The sequence below is a fragment of the Pannonibacter sp. SL95 genome, assembly GCF_026672425.1.
In the GTDB taxonomy this organism is placed as follows: Bacteria; Pseudomonadota; Alphaproteobacteria; order Rhizobiales; family Stappiaceae; genus Pannonibacter.
This window is the reverse complement of sequence record NZ_JAPPRC010000003.1, coordinates 1744154-1761690: the sequence shown is the minus strand read 5'-3', so window position 1 is coordinate 1761690 and position 17537 is coordinate 1744154. Positions and strand designations below refer to the sequence as shown.

At 63.6% G+C, this 17537-nt stretch carries 16 protein-coding genes; 3 read left to right on the top strand and 13 right to left on the bottom strand.

From position 1 onward, the window contains the following. Positions 1–13: 13 nt before the first annotated feature. The 12 genes from cas3 to OVA12_RS08915 form a co-directional block, all read right to left on the bottom strand. Complete coding sequence (gene cas3 / locus OVA12_RS08970; RefSeq protein ID WP_268136424.1) at positions 14–2332, bottom strand: CRISPR-associated helicase Cas3'; 2319 nt, start codon at positions 2330–2332, stop codon at positions 14–16. A gap of 417 nt (positions 2333–2749) precedes the next feature. Beyond that, on the bottom strand, positions 2750–3217 hold the full coding sequence (locus tag OVA12_RS08965; RefSeq protein WP_268136422.1) for a hypothetical protein: 468 nt from the start codon (positions 3215–3217) through the stop codon (positions 2750–2752). Positions 3218–3246: 29 nt separating this feature from the next. Next, positions 3247–3933: a hypothetical protein gene (locus tag OVA12_RS08960; protein ID WP_268136420.1), complete on the bottom strand. Its 687-nt coding sequence runs from the start codon at positions 3931–3933 to the stop codon at positions 3247–3249. Positions 3934–4067: 134 nt separating this feature from the next. Next, positions 4068–4862, bottom strand: a complete 795-nt coding sequence (locus OVA12_RS08955) for an SDR family oxidoreductase (protein ID WP_268136418.1) — start codon at positions 4860–4862, stop codon at positions 4068–4070. Between the two features lie 37 nt (positions 4863–4899). Beyond that, complete coding sequence (gene hdhA, locus OVA12_RS08950; protein WP_268136416.1) at positions 4900–5667, bottom strand: 7-alpha-hydroxysteroid dehydrogenase; 768 nt, start codon at positions 5665–5667, stop codon at positions 4900–4902. 45 nt (positions 5668–5712) lie between these two features. Continuing rightward, on the bottom strand, positions 5713–6240 hold the full coding sequence (locus OVA12_RS08945) for a hypothetical protein (RefSeq protein ID WP_268136414.1): 528 nt from the start codon (positions 6238–6240) through the stop codon (positions 5713–5715). Positions 6241–6403: 163 nt separating this feature from the next. Next, complete coding sequence (locus OVA12_RS08940) at positions 6404–8212, bottom strand: aminopeptidase P family protein (RefSeq protein WP_268136412.1); 1809 nt, start codon at positions 8210–8212, stop codon at positions 6404–6406. Further along, a complete protein-coding gene (locus OVA12_RS08935; protein WP_268136410.1) occupies positions 8199–9200 on the bottom strand; it encodes an ABC transporter ATP-binding protein in 1002 nt (333 codons plus the stop codon). Before OVA12_RS08935 ends, OVA12_RS08940 begins: the two co-directional genes overlap by 14 nt. Next, on the bottom strand, positions 9197–10198 hold the full coding sequence (locus tag OVA12_RS08930) for an ABC transporter ATP-binding protein (RefSeq protein ID WP_268136408.1): 1002 nt from the start codon (positions 10196–10198) through the stop codon (positions 9197–9199). Before OVA12_RS08930 ends, OVA12_RS08935 begins: the two co-directional genes overlap by 4 nt. Positions 10199–10200: 2 nt before the next feature. Continuing rightward, complete coding sequence (locus OVA12_RS08925; RefSeq protein ID WP_268136406.1) at positions 10201–11079, bottom strand: ABC transporter permease; 879 nt, start codon at positions 11077–11079, stop codon at positions 10201–10203. Next, positions 11076–12017, bottom strand: coding sequence for an ABC transporter permease (locus OVA12_RS08920; RefSeq protein ID WP_268136404.1), 942 nt, complete (start codon positions 12015–12017; stop codon positions 11076–11078). Before OVA12_RS08920 ends, OVA12_RS08925 begins: the two co-directional genes overlap by 4 nt. Before the next feature lie 80 nt (positions 12018–12097). Next, the gene (locus tag OVA12_RS08915; protein WP_268136402.1) at positions 12098–13690 is read right to left on the bottom strand and encodes an ABC transporter substrate-binding protein; all 1593 of its coding nucleotides are present in this window, start codon (positions 13688–13690) and stop codon (positions 12098–12100) included. Positions 13691–13975: 285 nt separating this feature from the next. Between OVA12_RS08915 and OVA12_RS08910 the strand changes: the two genes are divergently transcribed. From OVA12_RS08910 to OVA12_RS08900, 3 genes are all read left to right on the top strand, one after another. Beyond that, positions 13976–14632, top strand: a complete 657-nt coding sequence (locus OVA12_RS08910) for a helix-turn-helix domain-containing protein (protein ID WP_268136400.1) — start codon at positions 13976–13978, stop codon at positions 14630–14632. 92 nt (positions 14633–14724) lie between these two features. Then, the gene (locus tag OVA12_RS08905; RefSeq protein WP_268136398.1) at positions 14725–15546 is read left to right on the top strand and encodes an AraC family transcriptional regulator; all 822 of its coding nucleotides are present in this window, start codon (positions 14725–14727) and stop codon (positions 15544–15546) included. A 115-nt stretch (positions 15547–15661) separates the two neighbouring features. Then, on the top strand, positions 15662–16273 hold the full coding sequence (locus OVA12_RS08900; protein WP_268136396.1) for a LysE family translocator: 612 nt from the start codon (positions 15662–15664) through the stop codon (positions 16271–16273). A gap of 13 nt (positions 16274–16286) precedes the next feature. Here the strand turns inward: OVA12_RS08900 and OVA12_RS08895 are convergent, their stop codons facing one another. Beyond that, a complete protein-coding gene (locus tag OVA12_RS08895; protein WP_268136394.1) occupies positions 16287–17507 on the bottom strand; it encodes an ROK family transcriptional regulator in 1221 nt (406 codons plus the stop codon). Positions 17508–17537: the final 30 nt, after the last annotated feature.

Sequence of the window (17537 nt, the reverse complement as noted above, 5' to 3'; positions counted from 1 at the left end):
ATAGACGACCTCCCTAAATGATGCTGTCGGCAACGCCGAGCTTGCCTATTTCTTCCCACCACAGCCCCACCTCCGGCGTGTAGAGCCTGCTCGCTTCCGTCAGCACGACGAACTGGTCCGCCCTGAGGTGAGCGGCGCGGACGGAGGCGGCGCCGTTGGCGATCAGGTCCGTCCGCACCTTCGGGAGCACCTGCACCAGATAACGCTGCAGCTCGCGGGCAATCTGGCCGGAGGGTACGGACTCGACGTCCAGCTGGCCGATCCAGTGGCGGGCGTGATCGTCGTAAGGGATGATCACCGGCAGCATGCCGCTATCGATCATCCGAAACTCCTTCGCAATCGTGCGATAGGCGATGTTGGTGCCGGACTTGTCCATCCGTGCCATCGCCAGGATGCCCTTGGCATCAAGACCGCTCTTGCCTTCATTGGCACCGCGCTGCCAGTAGACTTCCTGGAAGTAGTCCCGGATCGCCTCCGGGCTGAAGAGATCGGTGTGCCTGCGCTCGATACTGGCAAAGGCCGCCGCGAATTGCGCCAGTTCCTCGGGCGGCTGCGCGACCTCTGGCTTGAAGATGAGAACATGGCTGTCGTCCGGCGCCCGCGAGCCTTCGCGGTTGCAGCGGCCGGCGGCCTGCAGCACCTGATCCAGCCCCGCTTCGGCGCGATAGACACGCGGAAAATCGACATCGACCCCGGCTTCGATCAGGCTCGTGGCGACCACGCGGCAAGGGCCGTCGCCTTGCAGCTTTTCCCGAACACGCGCAAGCAGCGCCTGCCGGTGGGCCGCGCATTGGCGGGTCGACAGGTGAACGAGCCCCTCCAGCCCAGCCGCCCTTGCGGAAGAGAACAGCTCAAGTGCATGCTTGCGGCTGTTGACGATGACGAGGGCCCTGGAATGGTCCGCGAGATCCCGCACAAGATCGTCGTCGCTCAGAACGCCTGCCCGCCGGATGATCGTGCGCCTGAGCTCCCGCGCCAGCCGGGCAGGATCAGGGGCGAGTTCCCGGTTGTCCAGCTCCAGCCCCATCAGGCTGCCCGCCGGAAAGTCGTGCCGGTCCAGCGCGGGCTGTGTTGCCGTGCAGAGCACGATGGTGCAGCCGTAATTGCGCGCCAGCTCGTCTAGCGCCAGGACGGATGGCTTCAGGTAAGGCAGCGGCAGGGTCTGCGCCTCGTCAAGGATGATGATGCTGCGGGCGATGTTGTGCAGCTTGCGGCAACGCCCCGGCCGGTTGGCAAAGAGGCTTTCAAACAGCTGCACGTTGGTGGTCACCACCACCGGCGCGGCCCAGTCCTCCATGGCCAGTTTCAGCTTGTCGCGCTGGCCAAGCGCCTTGAGGCCCTCCTCCTCGATGGCCGAGTGATGCTCGAGGATCATCTCGTCGCCCAGCACACGGCGGAAGATCGCCGCCGTCTGGTCGATGATCGAGGTAAAGGGGATGGCATAAATGATGCGCCGGTGGTCATGCTGCGCAGCGTGATCCAGCGCGAAGCCGAGCGAGGCCAGCGTCTTGCCGCCGCCGGTCGGAACATTGAGCGTGAAGACACCGGCTGGCTCGGCTGCCCGCCCGCGCACATGGGCGAGGATCTCGCCGCGTAAGGACGTCAGCTTGCCGGATGCGGCGGCTTTCGAGGCCATTTCCCGGTCAAACCGCGCCCGCAGCTCTGGCAGCACATCTTGCAGGGCCGGCCAGTTCCGGTCGGCAGTGAGCCCCTTCAGCTGGTTGTAATAGGTCTCCGTGTCCTTGAAATCCGCATCGACGAGGCAGGAGAACAGCATCCGGCCCATAAACGCGATCTGGAAGGCCGCGGCGGCGGCCGGGTTGGTGCTTGCCTTTCTGGGGTCCATGCGGAACCCCGGCGGAAACAGAGCGCTGAAATCAGCGCTGAGTTCGTCTTGCCAGACCGGATCGAGCCGGGTGTCATCCCACCGCTCCAGCCGTTCCTGAAGTGCACCAGAACTTGTTTCCTGCACACTGCGCGTCCGGTCGGGAAGTCCCGCATGGTGTCCTGCGACCGCGTGGGCGAGCAATTCCAGCGCGACGCGGTCAACCCAAACGGCTGCGCTTGGAGCCGCCCGCAGGAGGACACCGGCGCCATCCGTCGAATGGTCCGGCCCCTTGCCCCCGCGCCGCAGCGGCTCCCGGATATAGGCGAGAAACTCGGGATTATACTTGCCAAGGTCATGCAGCAGGCCGGCCAGATAAGCTGGCCTCTCGCCGCCAAAGTCCGCCGCGAACTTCGATGCCAGCCCCGCAGTCTGCACGGAATGATCGGGAAGCGTCTGCCAGAGTGCTTCGTCAGCATCTGGCGCTGAATGGGCGTAGTAAGGCATGCGTCTCAATCAGAGGTTTGCATGCCTCAGTTAGATCTCCGATTCGGCCCCACCGCAAGCGAGGCTTCGCATTTTTGCATACTATAGTTGTAATTACGGACAAGCAGATGCCTGCTTTACCGGTCTCAAGGCAGCGGGTCACCAGGCCGGCTATCAGCCAAAAGGTTTGAAGAAGGGGACATCTCAGCCCTGACCTCTCCAACGGTGCAGGCAACCTCTTGCTGCGGATACGGGTCACGAATGACGGTATCGGACCTTCGTGAGGTGCAAGATCTGTCAACGACACGACGTCGCTCGGGCCGAGCCTGCCCATCCAGCGGAAGGTGGGCAGCCAGCGCCCTGACGAAAGCGTCAGTATTGCGAGACGGTCGGCTTTACCGGTTTGGCAGGGATGGGCAAGCCGCACGCCCCAGTCCATCAGGCTGCAGATGCCGTCGCCGCCCGGATCGTCATGTAATTGACGATCGCAGATACAGCCCCGGCGACCAGACCCAGAATGATCACCCCTACGGGCAGCGAGACAACGATCGTGCCAAGGAGGCGCTGCCAGAGCACCGCGAAAGTGATGAGGACACCCAGCGCGAAGAACCCGTTCTTGACGGTCATCCAGAGGAAGGTCGGATAGAATGGCGGCTTGGAACCCTTGACCGTGGAGTAAGCCACCGCCGTCAGGATCATCGCGAGACTGACCGCCAGCGGAACGGCCGACCCGAACACCGTGTGCTCGTCATTGGTGATCGCGTCGACAGTCAAGGCCAGAGGGCCCTGACCGGACAAGAGATACCACTGGATTGCGCCATTGATCACGGCGTTGATGGCGCCAGACAGAAGTGCCCCCTTGAGGATGGCGGCGTGGCCATGAGCCGCCTGCGCAACAGATGTCATTCCGGTCTCCATCCAGGACAGATCCTTGATCACTTGCGGCCGATCGCCATGACCTGCTCAAGCGTCGGGAACAAAACCGTGCGGCAGCGGTCGAGACCCGCCTCGCGCTGCAGATAGTTGGCACGGGCGATCTTGACGCGCGCCTGGCGATCCTGCAGCTCGCTGTCGGACACATGGCCACGGGCGTTAAGCTGCCCGGCGCGTTCCAGTGATTTTTCGGCATAGGCGGCCCAGGCCTTCATTGCCTCGACCTCGTCAGGTCCCTTCTCGCAGCCCGCATCCCATCCCTTGCGGAACGTTGCATAGAGCTGTTCGACCGTGACCGGCACACCGGCAAAATGCTCCGCCATCAGGGTCATTGCTGCGTATTCGGCGCTGACATATTCGAGGCTCTTCTGCGCCACGATCAGCTGCTTGCGGTTCCAGGCATCCTTGAGCTGGGCGATCTCGAAGTCGATGAGCGGCACCGCGTTCTTGCGGAAGAGGTCTTCCGTCTGCTGAAGGATCGCCTGATCGCGCTCCAGTTCCGCCTGCACGGTCTCGACCTGGATCCGGGCCATCATGGTCTGGTAGCCGTAGGAGCGGCCCTGATCGACAAACATCATGACCGCAAGCTGTTCGTTGGTCAGCGGGGTGTCCGCCTGTGCCGGCAAGGACAAGCTGATCCATCCGCCCAGCACTGCCGCCACAGCGAGTGCGCGTTTCATGCGTCGCATTGCTTAGTTCTCCTGACTGGCAGTTCAGCGGACAGCAGCCCCCTGCCCGAGCCGATGATTGTGGAGTGCGCCAGTTTGGATCCGGCGCAATCCGCCCTCATGCGTTGCTGTCGAGGTGGCGGCACGTCGCCGGCTCAACGGCCAAAAAGACGGACGACACTGCCGCCGCCGTGCACGTTGATCGTCTGGCCGCTGACCCACTGGGCGGCCGGAGAACACAGCCAGAGCATCGCATTGGCGATATCCTGCGGACGCCCCGGATGGCCGATCAGATTGTCGGGATGCATCATCCGTTCCTGCATCTCGGGCGTGATACCGGCGTCTGCATAGCCGGCGGTGATCACCGTTCCGATCAGGATCGAATTGACACGGACCTTCTTGTTCAACAAGTGCGCCAGCGACACCATCATCTGGTTCAGTGCCGCCTTGGCCGTGGCGTAGGGCAGGATGTCATAGGCCGGGACAGCGGACGAGAACGACCCGGAGTTGGTGATCGACGCGTTCTGGGCCTTTTCCAGATACGGCAGGCAAGCCATGCTCATGCGATAGGCGCTGATCGTGTTCAGCTTGTAGGAGCGAACGAATTCGTCCTCCGGGATCGCGGCCGGATCATCCTGGCGGCCGCCCCAGCCAACATTGTTGACCAGCGTCGAGATGCCGCCGAACTCCTTCACCGTCGCCGCGACCACCGCGTCAATTGCGTCCTTGTCGGTCACGTCGCATGCCATGCCACGGCAGACCTGACCGGTTTCCCTGGCAATTCCTGCTGCGGTCTCTGCGGCGAGCTCGCCATTCAGGTCGGCGATCATGACCTTGGCCCCGGCTGCGCACAAAGTCCGGGCAATCCCGGCACCAATGTTCTGGGCCCCGCCGGTGATAATGACCGTGTGGCCGTCCATGCGAAATTCTGCAAACGGATCAAAGCTCATGACATGTCCTCACAGATAAACGAAAAACTCACGCCGATCAGTCCAGCTCCTGCACACCGCCACCGGATACAGTCAGGATCTGTCCACTGATCCAGGCCGACGCGGGCGAGCAGAGAAACAGTGCTGCATAGGCGATGTCGGACGGCTCGCCGAGGCGCTTCAGCGGCGTGTGCTTGAGCATCGCCTTTTCGATGTCGGGCGTCAGAACCGTTGCGAGCGCATCCGTTCGGATCGCGCCCGGTGCAATGCCGTTGCAGCGGATGCCTTTCGGGCCGAGGTCAAAGGCAATGTTGCGGGTCAGATGGCTGATCGCCGCCTTCGACGAGGCATAGGATGCCATGCGCTGGTTCTTGTTCTCGGCCGACATCGACGAAATGTTGAGCACCGAGCCACCGCCTGCGGCCTCCATATGCGGAACAGCCAGCTGCGTCAGGCGGAAGGGAGCAAACACGTTGAGTTCATAGGCCCAATGAAAGTCCCTCATCGGCATGTCGAAGGGCTTCGGTCCGCCCCCGCCGGCATTGTTGACCAGGATCGTCAGCCCGCCGAAGGTGTCGACAGCCGTCTTGACCGCCGCCTCGAGATCAGCCTCCTGCGTCACATTGCAGGCTACACCGACTGCCCGACCGCCGCTGGCGGTAATCGCGCTGGCGACGGCGTCTGCCGTCTCCTGGTTGAGGTCGCTGACAACGACTGCAGCGCCTGCTGCGGCGAACAATTCGGCAATGCCGCGCCCGATACCTGCGCCGGCTCCGGTCACAAGAGCCGTCTGGCCCTCAAGAGAAAACTTAGTCGGATCAAACATTTCCGCCTCCACCTGCGAGTGTGGGCGGATGTTACAGCCTCGACATCAATCTCCGGAAGGGAGGACCTGCCCATTTTGGGCACCGTTGGAAACGATTGCATCCAGGTCACAGTAAAGTCGGGCGACCCGCTCAAGTGCGCGGTTGTCGAGTTCGGACAGTTCATTCCGCGCGGCTGCAACCCCGCCCGTGACAGCGAGCTTCCAGGACCCGTCTACGTTCCGTTTGATCCACCCCTTGCCTTCAAGTTGCGCAAGTTTTCGCCTGACCGTCTCGCGTGGAATTCCGGTGATGTCGGCCAGACGCGAAGCACCGATGCTCTTTCGCTCATCGGGAACAGACGCCGGGTCTAGCCCGACTTCCTGGGCCGTACGCAGCGCTTGCATGTGCATCTGGCCGACAACGGCGATGATGATCATCGCCTGCAGATCACCGCGAAAGCTGCGGCTGATATCGGAAAGGTGTTCGACGAAAAACTCGACAAACCTGTATTGATAGGCGCGATATTCGGCCCGTAATATGGAGCAAACAGCTTCACTTCGATCAAGATGGCCAGTTGGTATTTTGTTTTCCAATTGACCTATCTCCACGTCTACCGTCGAACAACAGGTCGCGTGCCGAAGCAAGCGACCGAGACACCTCACTCTTACTAAATTTTGAGTGCATCGCAAACGCACAACACGTTCGGCGGTGGTTCACACTCCAAGGCCGTTAGCCTTAGCCTTCACTCTTGAAACATCAACGCAAGGATACCGCGCCACAGGCTGCCAACAACCAGTCGCGTGCTTCCTTGCTGACCCGCGCTTCGAGGGTTGACCAGACCCTGGCATGATAGGTGTCGAGCCAGTCGATCTCCGCGCTGGTCAGGCTGGCGAGATCGAGCATGTCGGTCTGGATCGGCGCGAGGGTCAGGGTCTGGAACTCGAGGAAGCCGTCTTCGGCCTCGCGGATCTCGAACAGGTTCTCGATGCGGATGCCGTAGTCGCCTGCCACGTAGTGCCCCGGCTCGATGGACAGGACCATGCCGGGCTGCAGGTCGACCGGGTTGAAGGGCCGGCCGATGCGCTGCGGCTGTTCATGCACGGACAGGCGGTGGCCTATGCCGTGGCCGGTGCCGTGGTCATAGTCGAGACCGAGGTCCCAGAGCGGCCGGCGGCAGATCGCGTCGAGGTGATGCCCCTGCGTGCCCTTGGGAAAGCGGGCCGTGGCGAGCGCATGAAACGCCCGGAACACGGCGGTATAGGCGCGGCGGTACTGGGGCGAGACCGGGCCGAAGGCATAGCTGCGGGTGGCGTCGGTCGTTCCGGTCAGATACTGGCCGCCGCTATCAAGCAGGTACGTCCCCTCCGGCGCGATGCGTCCCTGACTGGCTGGATCGGCGGAATAGTGGCACATGGCGGCATTGCTGCCTGCGGCGGAAATCGTGCGGAAGCTCTCGGAGAGAAATCCCGGTTGTTGCTGACGGAAGGCGAGGATGGCGTCTTCTGCCTCCAGTTCCGTGATCGGATGACCCGCCTTTGCCCGCTCCGGCACCATCCGGGCCAGCCAGGCGCCGAACTCGGCCCAGGCCGCCCCATCGGCGACGTGACAATCGCGCAGGCCTTCCAGTTCGGTCTGGTTCTTGACGGCCTTTTCCAGGGTCACGGCGCTGGGCCGTGCGATCACGCTTGCGCCGGCCTCCTTGATCAGGAGCGAGACGGCGACCGGCGAGAAGTCCGGATCGATGGCAATCCGGTCTGCGGGGCTAAGGCGCTCGCGCAGGAGCGGCAAAAACGCCGGCATCGGATGCACATGGAGCCAGTCCGGAAGACTATCGGCAAGACCTTCCTCGAACTTCGTCCGATCAACGAACCAGTTGGCCTTGCCGTCCCGGCCAAGGGTCAGGAAGGACTGTGGCATGGGATTGAAGCGAACATCGTCACCGCGGACATTGAGGAACCAGGCAATGTTGTCCGGCTGGGTTTCAACGTGATGACTGGCTCCGAACCGGGCCATTTCGCCCAGCAGCCAGTCGCGCTTTTCCAGCGGTGAGCGGCCGGCGAACTGCAGCGGAAAGCTCGAAATGCGGCCCTGCGGCGGTGCTGGCTGGTTGGTCCAGATCTTGTCGACGAGATTGCCCTCGGTCACGACCATCCGGACGGCGACGTGTGTCAGCGCGGTTTCATAGCGGGCCAGCCAGGCGGGTGGCAGCAGCATTGCGTCATAGCCGACGCGCCAGCCGGGCGATGCGAAATCCGCCAGCCAGTGTTCTGGTGGCTGGGTGTGCAGGTGCAGCCGCTCGATGCCATGGCCGCCGCACTGCCGCGCGGCCTGCACGGTGTAGCGACCATCGACAAACAGGGCGGTCCGGTCCTGTGTCACGATGGCAACGCCCGCCGATCCGGTAAACCCGGTCAGGTAGGCCAGCCGCTCGTCATGCGGGGCGATGTATTCGCCCTGGTGCGCATCGAAGCGGGGCACGATCAAGGCATCGAGCCCGCAATTGTTCATCTCCTGGCGCAGGGCGGCAAGGCGGGCGGCAATGGAGGGCAAGTCAAAGACGTTCATTTGCAATCTCTTCGATGTGATGACAGGCGGCCGCACCGCCGGTGGCAAGCGGTCGCAGCGCCGGCACTTCGGCCGAACAACGGGGCGAGCGGTGCGGGCAGCGGACGTGGAAGGCACAGCCGCCGGGCACGTCCAGCGGCGAAGGGAGCTCCCCTTCCAGGTGGGTGCGGTTGCCGCGCTCGGCGGGATCGAGCGACGGAGCCGCCGACAGCAGCGCGCGGGAGTATGGATGCACCGGATCCTTGAACAGCGTCTCGCTGTCGCCAATCTCGACGATCCGGCCGAGATAGATCACCGCCACCCGGTGCGAGATATGGCGCACCAGACGCAGGTCATGCGCCACGAACAGGATCGTCAGATCGAGCCGCGCCTGCAGGTCCAGAAGCAGGTTGACGATCTGCGCCTGGACCGAGACATCCAGTGCCGAGACGAGTTCGTCGGCGATCAGGATCTCGGGTTCGACGGCAAGGGCGCGAGCAATGGCGATCCGCTGGCGCTGGCCACCAGAAAACGCGTGCGGCAGCTTTTGGGCGGCATCCTTCGGTAGGCGGACGAGATCGAGAAGCTCGGCCACACGGGCGGGAATATCGCCGGCCGGGCAGATCCGGTGCACCCTGAGCGCTTCGGCCAGGATCTCGCCGGTGGTCATGCGCGGGTTCAGGGACGAATACGGGTCCTGGAACATCATCTGGACACGGCGGTTGAAGCGCCGGTCATGACGCTGGTCCGGAGCGAAGATGTCCTGGCCGTGAAAGTGGATCGAGCCGCCGGTCGGCGCGTTGAGCCGGACGATGCAGCGCGCCAGTGTCGACTTGCCACACCCGGATTCGCCCACGACGCCAAGCGTTTCCCCGCGCCGCAGGGCCAGTGTGACGCCGTTGAGGGCGTTGACCTGACGGACAGGCGCACGCCGGATGAGATCGACAAGGCTGCGTGCGACGGGGAAGGACAGGCGCAGGTCGCGGATTTCAAGCACGGGATCACTCATGCCGCAGTCGCTCCCTCGGCCGGACGGATTTCACAGCGGAAACAGGCCGCCCTGCGGCCATCGCCGAAGCTGGCAAGATCAGGGCGGCTGACGGCGCAGGACACGTCGCTGACCGGGCAACGCGGCTCGAAGGCACAGCCGGGCGGCAGGTGCAGCAGGCCGGGCGGGGTTCCCGGGATCGTGTAGAGCCGGCTGCGCGGCGCAACATCCTGTGGCACGGAGCGCATCAGGCCAATGGTATAGGGATGGAGCGGTGCCCGCAGCACATCGCGCACGCTGCCCTCTTCCACCACCCGGCCAGCATACATGACCGCGACCCGGTCGCAGGTCTGCGCCACCACGCCAAGATCATGGGTGACCAGAATGACGCCCATGTCGAAGTCACGGGCGAGCGCCAGAATGAGGTCGAGAATCTGGGCCTGAATCGTGACATCAAGCGCGGTTGTCGGCTCGTCGGCGAGAAGCAGGCGGGGCCGCACGGCAAGGGCAATCGCGATCATCACCCGCTGCCGCATGCCGCCGGAAAACTGATGCGGGTAATTGTCGAGGCGGGACGCCGCCGCCGGGATGCCGACCATGTCCAGCATCTCGATGGCCCGCGCCTTGCGCTCGCTGCGCGACAGGGACGTATGGGCCTTGAGGCTTTCCGTGATCTGCAGGCCGACCGGCAGCAGCGGGTTGAGCGCGGTCATCGGCTCCTGGAAGATCATGGCGATCTCCCTGCCCCGCACGCGGCGCAAGGCAGGTTCATTGAGCGCGAGAAGATCCTGTCCCTTCCAGCGGACCGCCCCCTCGATCTGGCCGTAGCGGCGGGTGAGACCCAGGATCGAGCGCAGCGTCACGCTCTTGCCGGAGCCGCTTTCGCCGACCAGACCGAGCACTTCGCCGGGAGCAACCGTGAAGCTGACATCGCGCACGGCGGGCAGCGTGGCGGCCCCGACCGGGAACGTGACCGAGAGGTTGGAGACCTCGAGCCGGAGTGTTGCATCGTGTGTCATGATCATCCCCGCGGCCGCAGAAGATCGGCAAGTCCATCGCCGATGAGGGAAAAGCCGAAGCCTGTCAGCACGATGGCAATGCCCGGCATCAGGCTGAGCCACCAGGCGGTGGTGACGAAATTGCGCCCTTCGGCAATCAGCACGCCCCATTCGGCCTGTGGCGGCTGGGCACCGAGACCGAGATAGCCGAGGGAGCTGCCGAGCAGGATCGCGAGCGCCATGTCGGTCATCCAGTAGACGATGACAGGGGTGATCGCGTTGGGAAGCAGGTGGCGGAAGATGATGCGCAGGTCGGAATAGCCCATGACGATGCCGGCTGCGGCGTAGTCGCTGGTTTTCTGCGAGATGATCTCGGCCCGCATCAGCCGGGCATAGTAGACCCAGCCGACCAGCGTGATGGCGATATACATGTTGACGAGGCCGGGCCCCAGCACCGCGACCACGGCAATGACAAGGACGAGGAACGGTAAAGTGATGATCGCATCGACAAACCGGCCGAAGATGATGTCGGCCAGGCCGCGGTAGTAGCCGACCAGCGCCCCGACCACGACGCCGATGACGAGGGCAAAGACGGTGGCGAGCACTGCCATCTGCATGTTGACCGAATAGGCCCAGATGACGCGTGAGAAGGCATCACGGCCAAGCATGTCGGTGCCGAAGGGATGCGGGAGGCTCGGCGGCTGGCGCATGGCCGCAACATTTATCGCGTTGGGATCATGCGGGGCAAAAAAGCCGGGGAACAGGGCCAGCAGCGTCGAAAGGGCAATGATGCCGACACCAACCATCAGCCCGGGTTTGGTGAGGGCAGCGCGCAGAAGCTCGCGGCTGCGGCTTGATCGTGTCGGCGGAACGGGAGCGGAAACAGGGGAAGCCGGTGTCATGACAGGCGCAGTCTCGGATCAAGCCGGCTCTGGATCAGGTCGGTCATCAGGAAGACCAGCGTGACCAGCACGGCGAAGGTAAGGGTGAGGCCCTGGATCAGGGCATAGTCGCGGCCAAAGATGGCATCGAGCATCAGCCGCCCGACGCCCGGGACGCCGAAGACGGTCTCGGTGACAAGCGTTCCGCTCATCAGGTTGCCGATGGACAGGCCCAGCAGCGTGATCGTGGAGATGAGGGCATTGCGCAGCACGTGACGCCCAAGGACAAGACGCAGCGGCAGGCCCTTGGCACGAGCGAACTGCACATATTCCGCATCGAGCACCTCGATGATGGCGGCGCGCAGGTTCCGCATCAGGATGGCGGAGGTGTAGAGCGCCACGGTCATGGCTGGCAGGAACAGGTGATAAAGGTTTTCGGCCAGCCCCTTGCCATAACCGCCGACCGGAAAGAGCCGCAGCTGTGCGGCCAGAAACGTCAGCAGCAACAGGCCGATGTAGAACACTGGCATCGACAGCCCGACCTGGAACACGGCGCGAATGACGGTGTCTGGCCAGCGGCCACGATTGAGGGCGGCGGCGAAGGCGAGCGGTCCGGCAATCAGCACGGCCAGCGACACGGAATAGACCGTGAGAAAGATCGTTGCCGGAAGGCGCGACAGGATCACGTCCCAGACCGGAGCCCGCAGCATCAGGGAGGTGCCGAGATTGCCGCTGAGAACCGAGCTGACGAACAGCATGAACTGTGTGGCCAGCGGCGCGTTGAGGCCGAGCCGTTCCCGGAAAGCTGCCAGCTCGGCATCGGAAGCCTTGTCGCCAAGCAGGGCAATTGCCGGATCGCCCGGCAAGAGCCGGACCAGCAGGAAAATGATGACCATGACCAGAAGAAAGGTGGGCACCAGCAGCAGAAGCCGGTTCAGGAGATATCGAAGGGGAGCCATTGACGTTCCATGGATGGGGTCGGACGAGGAGCACCCGGCCGGGTCCGGCGGACCGGGACCGGCCGGGTGCAAGCTGACCCTCAGCGCTGCAGGGATGCTTCCTCGAAGACATTGGCCCCGAGCGGCGTCTGCACGTAGCCAGTCACTTTCGCCGACAGGGCGACGGCAAAGGGCGTCTCGTACATGAACAGGAGCGGTGCCTCTTCCGCGTAGATTTCCTGCATTCGGCGGAAGTGGGCGGCGCGGCGTTCGGGATCCATCTCGGCGGCTGCCGTGTCATAGAGTTCGTTGAACTCCTTGTTTTCCCAGCCCGTGCCGACCGCCTTTGCCGTGGGCGTATGGCCAAGCCAGCCAACGACCTGGCTCGGGTCGGCGATGTCATCCACCCAGCCGTAGGTGTGGATGTCGAACTCGCCGGAGCGGTTCTTGGCGCCGCGCGTCGGGCTGTCGACCTGTTCGGCAACGAGCTCGACGCCAACGGCGGTCCACATCTGCTGCAGGGCGGCAAACACGGTGGCATCATCCGCCGAGCCTGCCAGGGTGGTGAGCTTGATCTTGGTGCCGGCGGCAAAGCCGCCCTCCTGCATCAGTTCCATCGCCTTGACCGGGTCATAGCCGTAGAGCGGGTCGGTCTTGACGGCCATGGGGGTTGAGGAGGACATCAGCGGCGACGTCATCGGCGCGCCTGCGCCATGCAAGACGAGACTGACCAGCGCTTCCTTGTTGGTCGCATAATTCAGTGCCTGCCGCACCCGCTTGTCGGCCAGCGGATTGGGCGTCCCGTCAGCCCGCGTGGCACGGGTGTTGATCGGCGAGTAGATGATGCGGGTGGAGGGGAACAGCTCCATCTGCAGGTTGGGATCGGTGCCAAGCTCGGCAATGCGGGCAAAGGGGATGAACTCCGCGATGTCCACTTCACCGGCCTGAAGCTTGAGGATGCGGGTGGCGTCATCCGGGATGATCTGGAACTCGACGCCTTCAAGATAGGGCAAAGGCTTCCCGTCCGCACCGGACTTCCAGTAATAGGGATTGGCCTTGAACGACATCGAGGCGCCCTGCTCGAAACCGCTGAGGTAGAACGGACCTGATCCCGCCCCCGGACCGCCGGCTGCAAACAGGGCCGCCGACTTCTCCTGATCGGTTGCGCCGGGTGCCTTTTCAAAGGCTGCGCGTGAGACGATGGCCGTGTTGAAGGTGGCCAGCATCGACAGGATGGTCGGGTCCGGCCGCGACAGGGTGATCGTCACCTTGGCCCCCTCCCCGGTCACGCCGGAGATCGCGCCGAGCAGCCCGGCCCAGGGCGACAGGTCAGGATTGCGGGCCCGATCCAGCGAGAACACCACATCGGCAGCGGTGACCGGGCTTCCATCCGAAAAACGAATGCCATCGCGCAAGGTGATGTCGATCGTCTTGCCATCGCTGGACTGGCTGAAGCTTGCCGCCAGTGCACCCGTGAGGCCGGATCCGTCCCGCGCGCGCTCCAAAAGCGTGCTGTACAGGCTGCCGACCATCCAGATGTCCGGATTGCGTTCGGCATAAATCGGATCGACCAGCTTTGAGCCGTCGTAGCGCGCAAACTTCAGAGTGCCGCCACGCTCTTGCGCCGCAAGCGGTCCCGTTAGGGCGAGCGCGAGCGTTGCCGCAACCGCAGCTGCAAACAGAGTTTTCTTCATGTGTTCTCCTCCCAGAGTGTCTCGTTCGAGACGAGGGGAACACTAGGCGAGCTCGCTGCAAAATTGAAGTGAAAATTATAGTCACACTAACATAATTTTGGATCTCACCGTTATGCGCTGCGTCCACAGCGCTTCTAGACAAAGGGCAAATATCTGTTTTTTATATGGTTTTGGAAAAGAAGAGCCAAAACCCATGTCGTTGGCATTTGCAGCCGCGCTTCAATCGGCCTATACCGGTCGTGAACCGGATGCGCGGCCTGCGCCTTTGCGAGAGGAACACTGACAGTGCCTGCAGACCCAGCAGCAACAGCGTCACAGCAGCCCGGCGCCGGCCCGGAATTTGGCAAGGCGATCCGCAAGCGGCGCAAGGCGCTGGGCAAGACCCTGGAAGTGGTAGCGCAGGAAACACAGCTGACGATCGGCTTCCTGTCTCAGGTGGAGCGCGGGGTCAGCAGCCCTTCGCTCTCGTCCTTCATGCGCATCGCCTCGGCGCTGCAGACGACGATGGAAGACTTGCTCAGCATGCCTGAGCCGTTCTGCGAGTTCTCGCCAAGGGATGGCCGTTCGACCTACCGGCTTGGCGATGCTGGCAAGCTTTACGAAAAGCTCGGCCCGGGATTTCATGGCGCGCTGAATTATCCCAGCATCATCCACCGCGTGCCCGGGCATGTCTCGGAACGGATGTGCCACGAGGGTGAGGCCTTCCTGTACCTGCTGGAGGGACAGCTGGAGTATCACCTCGGCGATCAGGTCTATCTGATGGGTCCTGGGGACAGCATCCACCACGACACACGCACGCTGCATTTCTCCAAGGTCCTCGGCGACCAGGAATCGGTCGAACTCTGGGTCAGTTCACGCCCGCCGCGGGCCACGATCAGCGGACGGTCGGCAGCGCAGAAGAAAGGTCCAGGCCGCTCGGCAAAACAGCAAGGCGGCTCCTGACATCTCGCACCAGTGACTTCCCTTTCGCAAAGGAACGGTTGCCGGGGCCCTGCCCGATGCGCCAGACTGTGCGCACGGGAGGACCAGACGGAATGCCGGCAGAGTTTGTAGCCCTCGCCTGTCACACGCCCGGCATGAGTGCCGTCCGGGCGAGCAGCTGTCAGGCGTTTCCAAGGCACATGCATGACGAGTTCGGCATCGGTGTCATCCTGTCGGGGGCACAGCGGTCCGCCAGTGGACGCGGACCGGTGGAAGCCGGCCCCGGCTCTCTCATCACCGTCAACCCGGGCGAGATCCATGACGGGATCCCGCTGAGCGAATCCGGGCGACGCTGGCACATGCTGTATCTGGCGCCAGCTCTCGTGGCGGACCTTGCCGACGATCTGCAGCAGGACCGGGTTGCCGGCTCCGGGACGGGGCAGGAGTTCACCCTGCCGGTGCTGCAGGACCAGAGGGTTGCCAGCACTTTCCTCACCCTGTTTGCGAAGGTGACGGGATCAACCGCAAGGCAAGACCGCCTCGCGGTCGAAGCCGCCTTGCTGCAGCTCGCGGCGCGGCTTGTCGACAGCCGAGCCAAGACGGTGCAAGCCAGTGGTCCGGCGACCTTGATGCGAGCCGTGGAGCGGATCGACAGCGATCCTGCTGATCCGGTCAGCCTTGTCGAACTGGCGCAGATGGCGGGCCTGTCGCGGTTTCAGTTCCTGCGCGCCTTTTGCAGGCAGACCGGTCTGACGCCGCATGCCTATCAGGTGCAACGGCGCATCCAGCTGGCCCGCAGGCTGATCCTCTCGGGCGAACCGCTGGCAACCGCCGCCAGCAGTGCCGGATTTGCCGACCAGAGCCACATGACCCGGCTGTTCCGCCGCACGCTCGGTTACACGCCCGGTGCTTTGGCCACTGCGTTTGGCGGCTGAATCTGTTGCAGCTGCAAGCCTGGACGCCAGACAGTCACTGCAATTTCGTTCAAGATCCGAGCAGACCAGACGGTCATAACTGGCTGAAGCTGATCTGCCCCTCGAAGGAGCACCCATGTCCCCGGAATTTCTTCTGACCACACTGATCGTTGTCGCCTCCCCCGGAACCGGCGTGGTTGTCACCCTGGCGGCTGGACTGTCGTCCGGCTGGCGCGGAGCGCTGGCAGCGGCGTTCGGATGCACCCTCGGCATCATTCCGCACATGATCGCCGCGATCACGGGTCTTGCCACCCTGTTGCACACGAGCCCACTGGCGTTCGAGATCGTGAAATACGCCGGGATTTCCTATCTCCTGTGGATGGCCTGGACCAGCCTGAAGGCCGACGGTCCGCTGCAGATCGACGAAAACGCAAGATCGCCGGGCGCACTGCGGCTGATCGTCAATGCGGTCGCACTCAACCTGCTCAATCCAAAACTGCCGCTGTTCTTCGTTGCCTTCCTGCCGCAGTTCATTGCACCGGACAGTGCCGACGCGCTGAGCCAGCTGTTGCAGCTCTCGGGTGTGTTCATGGCGATGACCTTCGTGATCTTCGCCATTTACGGTGTCTTTGCCGCAAGCCTGCGCCAGAAACTCGTCCAGCAGCCAAGCATCATGCGCTGGCTGCGGCGCGGCTTCGCTGCGGCCTTCGTCGGCCTTGGCGCAAAGCTGGCCGGCAGCTCGCTCTAGAGCGAAGGCCCCGCTATTCGGCCTGCAGCACGAGATGGGATACCGACGGCGCAAACAGGGCATCGACGGCGGCGGCCGATGCCCCCAGAGCCACCGCACGGGTTCCAGATGTGCCTACATGAATGCGCCGTGCCCCCGGTGCGCTCGGGGCAAGCCGGGGATGTAGCGGCTCGGCCCGCTGCAGCAGCGTCTCGATGAAGGCCGGGCGGACGATGCCGCCCAGAATGATTGCCTCCGGATCGAGCATCATCTCGATGATGTTGATGGCCTGCCGCAGATAAGGGGCGACGTCGTCCATCCAGGCCAGCAGCGCCGGATCCTGCGCCTCGAACAGCTGATCGATCCGGATGAGGGACGCCGCCAGCGTCGGATCAAGGCCAAGACGCTCGCACAAGGCGTGCAGGGACAGATAGCGTTCCAGACAGCCCCGGCTGCCACAGGAACAGGCAAGGCCGCGCGGCTGCACCTGGATATGGCCGATTTCGCCCGCGTTCTTGCTTGGACCCGGGTAGATCGCGCCATTGAGCACAAAGCCCGCCCCAAGACCGATGCCGAACTGGATGAAGGCGAAATTGCCATAGGCCCGGCCGAGGCCATAGACATGCTCGCCGAGCGCTGCCGCCGAGGCATCGTTCTGCAGCACGACCGGCAGGTTCAGCTCCTGTGACAGCGTCTTCAGGTTTTCCGGCAGGCCGAACTCGGTGAAGGTTGTGGCATCGGATGATGACGACAGATGTGCCAGCTCGTCCGCGTCCGCGGCAAAGGGACCGGGCGCGGCAAGGCCGACGCCGAACAGCCGGCTGGCCTCGTCCGGATGCGCCTTGCGAAAGTCTTCGGCCAGCTTGAGCACCAGCGCATTGGCCGAACTCGTCGACGGGGCAACGAGATGCCCGGTGCCTGACCAGACCACCTGCCCCATGAGGTCACAGGCAATCGCGGTCACCGCAAGCCGGTCGACATGAAAGCCGAGGCTGAAGGCGTGGCTGGCGCGGATCTGCACGTTCATGCCGGGATGCCCGCGCCCGGAGGCCTTGCCGGCATGCATCTCGACAATGCCCTCGGCATCAAGCTCCGCCACGATATTCTGTACCGTCTGGCGGGAAAGCGATGTGATGTCAGCGATTTCCGACCGGCCGATGGGTCCGCGCGTGCGAATGATTTCCAGCACGACACGATGATTGTGCGTCTTGGCACGGGTCAGATTGGTTCCGCGCGTGCGGAAGGAAGTGGCCATGCCTGGATCCAGTGCTCGGTTCCAATTTCT